Here is a 12,713-nt window from a genome sequence, read left to right as displayed (position 1 = left end):
CCATTCAAGATGCAGAAATCAGCAAGATGAGAGGTGAGCAGATTCTAGGCATAAAGATGAAGATCTAACGGGTTAAATCGAGACTTTATAACAACGAAGATGTTTGCCTCTCGTCTTGCCCTGCGGGTCACTAGCTCGAACACTAATACTGCGTTATAACATTCGATAAGGACTAGCCATTAAAGATGTAAAGTCTTGTTTTTGCATCTACCGATAGAGGATTAACGCAGTTAATCGCTCGAAAGGTCATCATGTTACGCCTTGGCTTGGTATCCGAGCTAGTGACTGATAAACGCATCTTGATTGGTAACGGGTATATATGATGTGATATCACTCTCAATCACAACAATTGTTCACCCTAATTCGCTGGAATCAATACTAACTTACAATCAACAATGATATAAAAGAAAGCGCTTACAAAATGTTTTAATCTTTATTAAGGAATGGATAAATGATAAATAGTTTGCCACTTTCAACCTTTAAAATCTCGGCCGTCGCCTTTGCAGTTATTGTTGCAGGCTGTAGTAATAACACTAAAGTCACGACCGAAGATAATGTACTTGAAAAAACATCGAGCTCTAAAGCGTTACTCTTAACTGAACAGCCTATTACACCTAGTAGCCAATGGAATTTAGTATGGAATGATGAATTCAATGGTACAAAAATTGATATGACAAAATGGGGATTTGAAGAAAACTGTTGGGGTGGTGGCAACAATGAACAACAATGTTATACAAATCGAGCAAGTAATGCCTTTGTAGAAAGTGGAATATTAAATATTGTCGCTAAAAAAGAAACATTTACAGGCCCAGACAACCCGGATGGAAAAAGCGCCGGTACTAAAACGCTCCCTTATACTTCAGCAAGACTCCGCACAATGAATAAAGGTGACTGGAAATACGGGCGCTTCGACATTCGCGCAAAACTGCCTAAAGGACAAGGTACTTGGCCTGCAATATGGATGTTACCAACGGACTGGGTTTATGGCGGTTGGGCTGCATCGGGCGAAATAGATATTATGGAAGCGGTCAATATTAGCACCCCTTCTACCGAAAAAGGCGCAACTGAAGGTGAACCTGAAACGCGTGTATTCGGCACATTACATTATGGTCAACCTTGGCCTAAAAATGTATTCACGGGCCAAGCAGTCCATCTTCCAGGTAAAGCAAACCCTGCGGATGGTTTTCACACCTATTCAATCGAATGGGAAGAAGGTGAAATTCGTTGGTACATTGATAATATTCATTTTGCAACACAACGACAAAATGGTTGGTATAGCCAGCACTCTGAAGATGGAAAAATGGTAAGTGGTGGAGATAATGCGCCATTTAACCAAAAATTCCATATGCTATTAAACCTTGCCGTTGGCGGTGGTTGGGCGGCAAATGCGAATAACGGTGGGATCGACAAATCCGTTTTCCCACAAACCCTCTCGGTTGATTATGTGCGAGTTTATAGCTGTGATGCTGATCCGAAAACAGGAAAAGGATGCGCTAGTATTTCTGACAAAATCAAAGTACTCGAGGGAATTCCAGAGCCTAAAATACTAACAACGGATATTAATTTCGCAAAGGGGCCTATTTTTAATGTGTACGATGATGCCTTAAGCAATGGCATTGCCTTTGATGGATATGATCCAGACAACAATATATCTCAACAAGAAGTTGATGATCCGAACCATGGCAAAGTATGGCAGATCACTAAAGCAGGCGATACGGGCAATGTTTATCTTCGCATCCCCAAAACCGATATGAGTGATTGGATGAAAGATGGTCAATTAGTTTTTGATTTAAAAATAGACAGTAATAAATCAAAGGCTGGTTTATTAGTTAAAATGGATAGTGGTTGGCCGAACGTTAGTGATATGAAAGTAACACAACCCGCACTTGGAACATGGGGTGAAGTACGCATAAACGTTGCAGATCTTATTGCTTCAGATAACAGTTATTCTGCAGGAAATTACGCGAAAATAAATGAAATAATCAACTTACTTGTGCTCGAACCTTTAGGTGAAATGACATTAAACTTGGATAATATTCGTTTTGAACAACAACAGAAATAAAACTAGTAATAGTTTACTACTTTAGCTATTTATATTTTTAAAATAACCACCTAGCGTGGTGAAGTTAAATACTCATACCAATTGTATTAAATATGTGATCTAAATTTTGCGCTGGAAAAATGGTTTAGTTTGAGGCGAAGGTTGCCACTACCGAGAGATTAACAAGTGAATCCTCTAACGTGAGAATTAATATAAAGACATTAATTCTTTAATGGTTGTTCCCTTAACGAAACTTTCAACAAAGAAATAAACTATTTTAACCAGCAAAATAGATCAGCTAATTATTACGATTGGTATCATCACGCTTATTACATTATATATTCCAAAACTCCCTCCCTTTAAATCAGTTCGCATAACAACACTTGTTCCATCAAAACATAACGCAACACTAGTCGGTTGTTATTAACAACGTTTAAACAATAACAAGGAAGCTGAATGTACTATGCAGGTGTCAATTTTAGACCACCACATAGGATAACTTAAGACAGAACCATTCGGGGGGGAACCAACTATTAACTAGGTTTAACTATTTCATTTAAGGCATATACAATGATTAAATAAACAGACTAGCAATATCAAATTGAAAAAATAAATACTCTGTTTTTAATTATCTAGGTCAATGACTTCTAATCTTCGATGACTTTTTAAGACTTTGTTGTTTTCCAGTAAGCGCTTTACCATTGAATTACCCTTACCTTAATAGAATGAGCTCGTTCGTTTACAGGCGAACAATCTTACAGAACAAATAAAAAAGCCATTACAAACATGTAATGGCTTAACATTAAACAATACAATTTACTCGAGTATTACCACCAAACATCCGCTTGAACACCAAATACGATATTATCATCAGATTGAGGTAAGTAGCTTGCTAGGAATCTAACTTCTGGCGCTGGACCACTGCCCGTTCCCATAACAATGGTCGGTGCAATCGTTAGTTTTTGTTCTATCCAAGAAGAGCCATCCCAGTTTTTATACGCATAACCCACTTCTGTTTGAATATAAAAATTGTCAGCAACGGGGAATGTTGGACGGATCATCGCAGACATCCAGTAATCATAGGTCCCTTCTTCTTCATGATTATTATATTGTGCTTGAATAGAAGGAAATAAATTAATTCCGTTATCTAAGAAATAGCCGCCCCATAGTAATAAACGCGCAGAGGTATCCTTGTCGTAGTTATTCGCCATTGTAGCAACACCGCTTGCACCACCTTTCATCACACTACCTGGACGGTAACCATTATAAGTTGTTAATGTTCCGCCTAATAATTGCTGGGAACCAAGTCCAATCCCAGCCTGAGCAATAATTTTAGAGAAACCATTCCCCGGCAAGCCAAAGAAATCAGGCATTGAATAAGTTGCGCTAATATCCGCACCACGTTCAGTATAATTAGTATAATAACCATCAACAGCATCTACCCAAACGCTATCTGTATCATTCCAATAACCTTCACTACCTGAAGTATAACTACGATTATCATTCATATACTTAGCAGCCATATCAAGTTTGAATGATCCCCAATCCACACCAAAAATAAACGCATGCATTAAATTATTCGTACCGTAAGTATCATTTAAATTGTAATCATCATCATCGCTGCGATCACTGGCCATATACGCCACAGAAATTTTGGCATCCCCCACTTGGTAACCATCAATACCGACACCTGTACCCGAATAATCGACATAGAAAAAGTCAGTCATAAAAATATAGTTATCACTTTTTTTATAATCACGCTTCCCCCCCCAAATGGTGCCCGTATCCGTAATACCTTTATATTCAATAAATGCACCAGGGAAATTAGAAGCACTGTAGTCATCTTCTTCTTCAACGACATCTACGGTGATTTTGACAGATTGGTCATTATCAAGATTCCATCTTTTTGACAAATTAACCCCAAAATCATTGTCAGACTCAATCCCTAAACGACCTAACATTTCTTTCGTACCCACCCAGTTATTGCGTTGGTATTCATCGTCACTTGAGGTTAAAACACCCGCACGAAAAGAACCGTGAAATTCGAAATCTTCAGAGGCTGCGGCGTTTGCTACATGAGCGATTCCAAGGCCAGATGTTGCAAGTAAGCAGGCAAGGGTTATTTTAGATAATTTCATGTTAACTCCATATTTATGTTGCTTTCTTAGTGGTTAGAAAGCACAAAGAAAGCGCTTCCAATTTATTTTATAAAAAAGGGCAGAATAAGGATTAAATGCACGCTAAAAGACAATTAAAAACCCTGTTTGCCAATTTCGGAGTTAATTATAGAGACAAAGATCAGCTTTTAAAGTGAGCCACGTCACTAAAGTAAGCGCTTTCACGAAACGTGGATCACACTTCTATTTAACATTTTTAAATTACACCTAATGTCATTGAACTCTTTATAAACAATGCCGTAATCAACTATGCTGTATTAATCAATACTATTGATTGGTACATGTCTTGCATTTATAATGACTGATTGTTCACTACACTTAATAATACAATTAAAAGTATGATAATTGTCGTAATTGAATTACCTAGAATGTGATATAACAAAACATATAAAAACGCACTTTACATACTGTTGGTCAAATAGATTAGGAAAGATAACGTGATTACAATTAAGGAAGTATCAGAACTCGCCAAGGTTTCCCAGGCAACCGTATCAAGAACACTTAATAATCATCCAACAGTAAAAGAAGCCAATAAAGCAAAGGTGTTCGCGGCAATCGAAAAATTAGGTTACAAACCCAATGCCTTTGCACGCGCACTCGCGTCCAATCGCTCTAACAGTATCGGTATGTTAGTCGGCTCACTCGATGGCCCCTTCTATGGTCCATTGATGCATTATGCAGAACTCACTTTACGTAAAAAAAATCTCCATTTAATTGTAACTAGCGGTCAAGAATCGAAAGAAACGGAAATGGATTCCATTAGTTTTCTACAATCTCGTCAAGTGGATGGTTTAATTGTCCATTCGGATATGTTGACCGATGATGAAATCATTAAAATTTCTAAACAAACCCAAGAAATAGTGATTTTAAACCGTTATATTCCTGAATTATCCAAACAATGTATTTGCATCGACAATGAATTAGGCGGTTTTCTTGCTACGACACATTTGCTTGAGTGCAATCATAGAAAAATAGCCTGTATTACAGGACAACTTAGCAAAATAGACAGTAGAAATCGCTTACAGGGATACCGAAAAGCACTCTCTGATTACAGCTTACCATACGATGAAAATTTAATTATTGAAGGTCGCTTTGACCACGAAGGTAACCATGAAACAACGAGACGTTTATTAGACCGAGCTCCAGATATCACTGCAATTTTCTGTCAAAACGATAATATTGCCTTAGCTGTTTACGATGTCTGTTTAGAACGTGGATTAGTGGTTGGTGAAGATATTTCCATTGTAGGGTTTGATAACGATACCTATAGTCAACATATTCGTCCTGGACTTACTACGGTTAACTTTCCAATTATTGAAATGGGGATTGAATCTGCAAGAGCAATTCTTTCTTTAGTCAATGATGAAGAATACGCCATAAAATATAAACTATCGCCTAGCCTAGTGATTCGAAACTCAGTAAAAACCTTAGATTAGTCTTATTTAACCTCTGATCTAGATAATGGAAGCGAAAATGAATCCAAGTATCAATCACTTAAAAAAGATATCAGACAATACAGTATCGTTTAGCTTATCCAGAATTGAGGTTACTCAATCAGTAAAAAGCAGGATAACCTGCTTTTTTCAATGTAATATCAATAACGAACAACCAACCTTAAGTTACCAGGACCAATGCTCAGCGGTTATCCTAACAAGTTGTCGATTAATACTTTGATCAATCATTATTTTCGGTGAGTTACTGTCATTGGTATCTTGATTTTCAACAATTAAGACCTTCGCATCCTGACTTAATGTATGCGTATGAAATACGCCACGTTTAATATTATAAGTTTTGTTTGGTTGCATATCCCAACTACTAATATCAATAATATTTTGTCTATTATCAACTTTTGCACAAAACAAAATACACTTTCCCGATAATAAAACAAATACCTCATCAGTGTCGTTATGACATTGAAAATTATCAATATTCTGCGGTTCTAGCTCATCGATATAATTAAGCATGGCAACACGCCATGCTTGAAAATCAACGATGGGCGCGTAGCCCACCGCATCAAAACCAGACACCTCGATTAGGCGACTATTCACAATAATTCCTCATTATTTATTAAGTAACAAAGCACGAGGAAGTGACACGTTGACACGCTTAATTTCACCATGACGTGCAAATATTTGCTGACTAATAAGAGGATCTACAACAAGTGAATCGAACTGTTTATGCTCCCTACGATTAGAAGTCGTAACAGTAATTTTTGCCTCGCCATCGGTCAATTGATAAACAAATGGAATTTGGCAATAGGTAAACCCTAGGGTTCGAGGAGCGAGTGCAATCGTTTCGTACTCTCCGTCTAAATTAATAAACGTAAATGTATCGCTTTCAGTTAAAAACTCAGTGTCTTTTAGTAAAGAAGGTTGAAAGTGTATTTGGCCATCTTGAACAATAAGACCTAATTCACCAAAACGCGTCAGGATCTCCTCCTTCACCTGACCTGTCATACCCGGTTGCTGTGCGCCAGCTTGTTTAGGGGTATGAGAATAGGGGTCGGTTGGGAAAGCACCATATACATCGGGGGTTTTATTAAAGCCAATACCTTCGCGTACTTTATAATAATAATCAGAAAGCTGAGCAACTTCAGGCGCAGTGGCATCTAGTTTAACTGCTGTCATATAATTTTCTTGGGTCGCCAACAACAGCTTAGAGACCATGTGCCAATAAATAGAACCAAGTCCTTCATAGGCAAACATCGTTCCTGAACGCCCAGTGAAAGCCTGATGATTGAAGACTTCTTCGTAGACAACCAAAATATCATTTATTGCATCTGTATTATCCGAGTTAACCTCTTTCAAGGCAGTTTTTAACGCACCTGCATTTTCAAAGTTTGCATTAAAATGATAACCACCCTGTACATCTTTCTCAATGATTCGACGGTCACCCTGTTCAACCATTTGTGTTAGTAACACATTATTATTCACACGATCATTACTAATAGTATTCTTATTCTCAAAGTGAGTTAAATCACGGTCGGGATAAAGCATAAAGGTTTTTTGATCGGCACGGTACATCTCACTTGCATATAATGTATCAAGTAAAGTAACAGCTTCTTTAGGTGATAACACACCAGCAGATAACACCGCGACTTGCCCTTCAAGCATAGGATAAAGAAATTTCACATCGACACTGTCATTCGTGTAATCAATTATATTATATGCATTATATAAACCGTCTTCACGGCGATTACTTTCAATCGTTTTATCCATCACCTTTAAACTCACGGTGAGCATATCAACGATAATATTTGTTGCTACTAACTTTTTACCCGAGAAACCAGATTGATAGACAGTTTGGCGATACGCAGCAGCAGCACTCGTCAATTTAAGCAAAATAGTGTGCCGATCTTTATTACCCACAGAACCTTGTTCAAGTAATAGATTGGCTTGATTAAGAATATCCACGGTGTCCATTAACCATTGTGCCAACTCCGTAGACAGCGATACTTTTCCTTCATTGTTCACTAATAATTCCTGCAAGAACGCAACATAACGACGCATGTAATATAGGGTCACCATTGATAGCCCAGTTCCCACAATTGCATTATTCGCATCATTCCATTCAGGACGTTGAGTATTCAACCAAATACCGCCATCAATCACCAGATTACTCAGTTTTGATAGTAACGGAACCAATAGTTTTTCAGTTAAGTTCACTTGATAAACACGGTTATCAGCATTTAACAATAGACGCCCATCACTGCCTAGTTCAGCAATACGTTTTTCAATCAAGTCCTGTTTGTCATTGTTAAAAATAACCGTATTTTTTGGGTCCGCAAATAGTTTATCAACACCTTCTATTTCGTATGGCACATTGGCATAACTAAATATATCGGCATTTAATAAAGCATTGAGTTCCTGTGGTTGGTATTTAGCTGAAAGCTCGAGAAACTTTTGAAGATAAATAATTTGATGATCGCCCCAGTAACCAATATTGCTCCAGGCATCGTCTTCTTCTAACATTTCCCAATCGATACCCGCTTTAGTGATACGGTAAGGGTTATAACCATCAATGGTTGAGGCATTCACAAATTTAGAAATAAACGATTTAACAAAGTTTGGATAACTTAATCCAAGCGCTTCCCAATTTTGAAAAATATCTCGCCAGTTACCTTGATACGATAATAAACGATCGCCATTTTCATCTTTTAATTTAATTTCAAAATGATTCCAAGGACGACTTGGATCGCCATGACGACGACCAAAGGTTAAGGGCAAATACTCATGACATAAACGCACCAGTTGTTCATCATTTTCCTGCATCGCCGATTCGATCAATACTTGATAATCGATACGCTCTGGTAATTGAGTCAAGAAATCACGGTGTTTTTCTGCAACTACTTTATTGGTGAAACCAAAGGTTTTAATAAGGTCAGCTTTTTCCACCCAATAATGATTAACCACCACACCACCACGCATATTATTAAATAATACATTCGCATAGTGGTGAACCGTTGTCGCTTCTTCCGCAGTTTTTTGATAAGCATCACTGCCAGCCATTAACATCAATAGATCTTGATGATTCGCTTCCATAGATTCACTAATTTTGCGATTAAGTGTTTCAGTGGCGTTTACATCCTGCAATAGTGCAACAATATCACTGTGGGTTTTATCAATATCAGCAACGATTCTCCATTGTTCACACTGTCCAGCACCCAACGTGCATTTTTTATGAATAAAATAAGCGCCACGTAAACCCCGTTTTAATGGTTCAGTTTGAATCGCTTTCCCCTGTCGGAATGCGCCTAATTGCTCACTCGACAGTAAGATGGATTCATAATTATCAGCGACACTAAACACCGTTGCTGCACGAAGTGATTCAGCCGGATCGGCACGGTCGCTTAATTTTGCATATAAGCTGTAACTGGCCAAGGTTGTATTAGCCATTAACTCATTCCATTTATAAGCATCTAGCAATGCGCTACTGGTTTGCATTAACGCAAGTGGTGCATTAGGCGGCACAATATTTTGAATACCATCAATGAGTTCTAGGTCTACGGTTTGCCCACTTACATTCACTAATGTAGAAGAACGGACAAAACCAAATTGTTCACTTGTAGCCCATTGATATTTAAAATTTAACCCTAAATCAAGATTAATTTCTTCAAAAATAATCTTATCACCCGCAATATTTTTATACATATTACGCTCAAGGTTATAAAAATTATTATGTTGAAGATTAAACGGTTCCCACTGTTTAATACCACTATCGGTTTGTACCCTTACAACGGTTTTACTGCCGGTATTTTCAGCACTTTCATGAATGTAATCTACCGATTTATATGGAAATAATGCATTTTCTGGACGAATACGCCCTGCCGATAAACACCCAGTAGAAGAGATAAATAACCAATGGTCGCTAGCAGAAACAACACTAATGAAAAATGGCGCCATTTGGTCTGAATGTTTAATTTGGTAATATTTATCACCCTCGATTTCAACAAAATGCCCTGAAACAGCCTTCGATGAAAAATTTATATTTTTGTTTGTCATAATAAACCCAATTTAAAGTAAGCGCTTTCTTAAAGCTATAATAACATATACCATCGATGATTTAGATATTGTGGCAACGAATAAAATGATCTTCAGCAATTTGATTCACTGCTGGAAAACTATCATTACAAATATCAATAGCATTTGGACAACGTGCGGCAAAGGGACAACCTTTTGTATCAGGTCGCCACATTGGAATTTCACCCTTTTTCGCACCTAATTCACGACGTCCACTTTTGCCCGCTTCAGGTACCGCTGATAATAATAATTTGGTGTAAGGATGCTGCGGTGTTTGCGTCACCTTGTCACTGTTACCCCACTCCACCATATGTCCAACGTACATCACCGCTGTTTTTTCAGCAAAATAACGGGCTGTCGCAATATCATGGGTGATATACATAAATGAAATGCCATGTTTATCTTTTAAATCGGCCATTAAATTCAAGATACCAAGTCGCACTGACACATCGAGCATTGAAATAGGTTCATCGGCTAAAATAACTTCTGGATCAACCGCCAATGCACGAGCAATTGCAACCCGTTGACGTTGACCGCCACTGAGTTCGTGGGGAAATTTTTGCGATGTTTCAACGGCTGGAAATAATCCAACCAATTCTAATAACTCAAGCACCATTTTTTCAACATTGCTTTTATCCGTACGTTTATGAATCAATAATGGACGCGCTATATGATGATAAATGGAATGAACAGGATTAAGTGAGCCAAACGGGTCTTGAAATATCATTTGAACTTGACGCGCATATTCTAAGGTACCATTGTCTTTGATAAATTCGTCTAATGGCTTACCTTTGAAAATAATTTCACCATCGGTTTTATCATAAATACGAGTCAACACACGTGCCCCAGTGCTTTTACCTGAGCCTGACTCACCAACAATGGCCAATGCTTCACCTTTACATAAATCAAAGGATACGTCATTGACTGCGCGCATATAGCTATTTTTACTAGTAGATTGACCAACGGGAAAATCTTTAACTAAATGATTAACTGAAAGTACAACTTCAGGTGTATTTAACTTTTCCATATGTGATTCCTTATAAAATATGGCACGCAGCGAGATAACCTGGATTTAGCTGTTGAAGCTCAGGTTGTTTTTCTTTGCAAACTTCCATGCATTCAGTACAGCGTGCTTGAAAGTTACATCCCGTCGGTAAATTTAATAAATTAACGGGATCACCTGGAATACCGTACAAACGCTCCTTTGGCCCGTGAATCGTTGGGAAAGACGCAATTAACCCCTTTGTATAGGGATGCGAGGGCTTACTAAACACGGTTTTCGCATCACCGAGTTCAATTAAATTACCCGCATACATCACACCAATACGATCGGCAATTTCACCCATTAAACTCAAATCATGGCTAATAAAGAGAATCGAAAAGCCAAATTTTTCTTTTAAGTCATAAAGCTCATTTAAAATTTCACGTTCAACCACCACATCTAATGCCGTTGTCGGTTCATCCATAATGATTAATTTAGGCTCTAATGCTAATGCAACGGCGATAACCACACGCTGTCTCATTCCGCCACTTAATTGATGTGGAAAACTACTAAGTCGATCGCCATGAATACCAACAATTTCAAGCAGCTCTTTTGCTTTAATCGTGGCATCTTTTAGGGAGACTTTTTTATGCGCTAAAATCACATCGGTTAACTGCTCTCCAATAGTAATAACGGGATTTAATGAGTTCATTGCACTTTGAAAGACAACGGATACATCATTCCAGCGGAAATCACGTAGCGCTTTATCGGACATTTTCAAAATATCACGACCGTTATATAGAATTTCACCTTCGGAAATTAAAGCAGGTGCTTTATGTAATCGAGCAATGGCAAAAGCTAAGGTACTTTTACCACATCCTGATTCCCCTGCAATACCGAGTGTTTCACCCGGTGCAATGGTTAAATTCACATTATTAACTGCACGCGCTACACCATTGGGAGAAACGTAATCAACACAGAGATTATTTATTGCTAATAGTGGTTGCTTCATACCAGACCTCGACGTTTATCAGCTGTAAGTTTCATTTTTTTCCATAATTTCATATGTGAGCCCGTTTTAAGTTTTGGATTACTTACTTGGTCAATCGACATATTAATCAATGCTAAGGCACCACCGGTCAATGCTAATGCAATTGCAGGTACAATCATTTCCCACCACGCTCCCGTGTATAAAGAAGATGAGACTTGCGCCCAATAAAGCATGGATCCCCAACTGACTTCGGTCGCATCACCAAGACCTAATATGCCCAGACCAGCTTCAGCTCCCATGGCATAAATTACAGTCCCTAAAAATCCACCGAATACAATTGAAATGAGATTAGGCAAGATCTCAACGAGAATAATTCGAATTTTAGATTCGCCCATGACCTCTGCAGAGATAATGAATTCTTTATTACGAATAGCCATGGTTTGTGAACGGATCACTCTTGCGCCCCACGGCCAGGAAGTAACCCCGAGCAACACAGTGATCACCATCGATCCGACCTGCCCCAAAAAGGCAGCGAGTACAATTAATAGCGGTAATTGTGGAAAAACTAAAAACACATTAGTAATAAAGTTCATCCATTCATCAATTTTCCCTCCCAAATAACCAGAGGTAACCCCCACAGCTATCGCAATTGTCATGGCAATAATTCCAGCAAATAATGCCACCGTAAGCGATTTTCTCGCACCATAAAGTAACTGGCTATAAACATCACGACCATTACGCGTTGTCCCTAATACATATTCAGCATTTGGTGCAATTGAGGGTCTAGCAACACGTTTATCAGGATTATGAGTAGATAGTACCGGAGCAAATAATGCGCCTAATATAATAACCGTGATTAAAAACACACCAATAATAGCCGGTGGATTACCATTAAAAAAAGCTTTCGTTGCTTGCCAAATTGCACTGCATTTTTTGATAAACACATTGGGTTCAGCGGCTACCGCTGCCAAGGAATCTGAGTTTGTTGAATTATTCATATTGA

8 protein-coding genes are annotated in these 12,713 nt (G+C 38.2%); 2 read left to right on the top strand and 6 right to left on the bottom strand.

From position 1 onward, the window contains the following. Nucleotides 1-451 precede the first annotated feature (451 nt). Nucleotides 452-2,062 (top strand): glycoside hydrolase family 16 protein, encoded by a 1,611-nt coding sequence (locus ACR30L_RS08535; RefSeq protein WP_435237591.1) that lies wholly within the window; start codon nucleotides 452-454, stop codon nucleotides 2,060-2,062. Between the two features lie 806 nt (nucleotides 2,063-2,868). On the opposite strand, the gene ACR30L_RS08530 is transcribed toward ACR30L_RS08535, so the two are convergent. Then, nucleotides 2,869-4,179: a carbohydrate porin gene (locus ACR30L_RS08530; RefSeq protein ID WP_435237590.1), complete on the bottom strand. Its 1,311-nt coding sequence runs from the start codon at nucleotides 4,177-4,179 to the stop codon at nucleotides 2,869-2,871. A 476-nt stretch (nucleotides 4,180-4,655) separates the two neighbouring features. Here ACR30L_RS08530 and ACR30L_RS08525 point away from each other — a divergent pair, with 476 nt between their 5' ends. Further along, nucleotides 4,656-5,654, top strand: a complete 999-nt coding sequence (locus tag ACR30L_RS08525; RefSeq protein WP_435237589.1) for a LacI family DNA-binding transcriptional regulator — start codon at nucleotides 4,656-4,658, stop codon at nucleotides 5,652-5,654. A 183-nt stretch (nucleotides 5,655-5,837) separates the two neighbouring features. Here ACR30L_RS08525 and ACR30L_RS08520 read toward each other — a convergent pair whose 3' ends face one another. From ACR30L_RS08520 to ACR30L_RS08500, 5 genes are all read right to left on the bottom strand, one after another. Further along, a complete protein-coding gene (locus ACR30L_RS08520) occupies nucleotides 5,838-6,266 on the bottom strand; it encodes a hypothetical protein (RefSeq protein WP_435237588.1) in 429 nt (142 codons plus the stop codon). Nucleotides 6,267-6,278: 12 nt separating this feature from the next. Next, the gene (locus tag ACR30L_RS08515) at nucleotides 6,279-9,719 is read right to left on the bottom strand and encodes a hypothetical protein (protein ID WP_435237587.1); all 3,441 of its coding nucleotides are present in this window, start codon (nucleotides 9,717-9,719) and stop codon (nucleotides 6,279-6,281) included. Nucleotides 9,720-9,780: 61 nt separating this feature from the next. Beyond that, a complete protein-coding gene (locus ACR30L_RS08510) occupies nucleotides 9,781-10,764 on the bottom strand; it encodes an ABC transporter ATP-binding protein (RefSeq protein WP_435237586.1) in 984 nt (327 codons plus the stop codon). 10 nt (nucleotides 10,765-10,774) lie between these two features. Beyond that, the gene (locus ACR30L_RS08505) at nucleotides 10,775-11,731 is read right to left on the bottom strand and encodes an ABC transporter ATP-binding protein (protein WP_435237585.1); all 957 of its coding nucleotides are present in this window, start codon (nucleotides 11,729-11,731) and stop codon (nucleotides 10,775-10,777) included. Next, nucleotides 11,728-12,708 (bottom strand): ABC transporter permease, encoded by a 981-nt coding sequence (locus ACR30L_RS08500; protein WP_435237584.1) that lies wholly within the window; start codon nucleotides 12,706-12,708, stop codon nucleotides 11,728-11,730. The genes ACR30L_RS08505 and ACR30L_RS08500 overlap by 4 nt, the downstream gene beginning before the upstream one ends. Nucleotides 12,709-12,713 lie beyond the last annotated feature (5 nt).

The organism is Psychromonas saccharinae (genome assembly GCF_051201515.1).
In the GTDB taxonomy this organism is placed as follows: Bacteria; Pseudomonadota; Gammaproteobacteria; order Enterobacterales; family Psychromonadaceae; genus Psychromonas.
The sequence above is the reverse complement of the archived record's forward strand: the minus strand, read 5'-3'. Positions and strand labels throughout refer to the sequence as shown.

What these genes read in the sequence shown, in the direction of transcription:
- ACR30L_RS08500 (WP_435237584.1), bottom strand. Translation starts at nt 12,708, where the DNA reads ATGAATAATTCAACAAACTCAGATTCCTTGGCAGCGGTAGCCGCTGAA.
- ACR30L_RS08535 (WP_435237591.1), top strand. Translation starts at nt 452, where the DNA reads ATGATAAATAGTTTGCCACTTTCAACCTTTAAAATCTCGGCCGTCGCC.
- ACR30L_RS08515 (WP_435237587.1), bottom strand. Translation starts at nt 9,719, where the DNA reads ATGACAAACAAAAATATAAATTTTTCATCGAAGGCTGTTTCAGGGCAT.
- ACR30L_RS08530 (WP_435237590.1), bottom strand. Translation starts at nt 4,179, where the DNA reads ATGAAATTATCTAAAATAACCCTTGCCTGCTTACTTGCAACATCTGGC.
- ACR30L_RS08505 (WP_435237585.1), bottom strand. Translation starts at nt 11,731, where the DNA reads ATGAAGCAACCACTATTAGCAATAAATAATCTCTGTGTTGATTACGTT.
- ACR30L_RS08510 (WP_435237586.1), bottom strand. Translation starts at nt 10,764, where the DNA reads ATGGAAAAGTTAAATACACCTGAAGTTGTACTTTCAGTTAATCATTTA.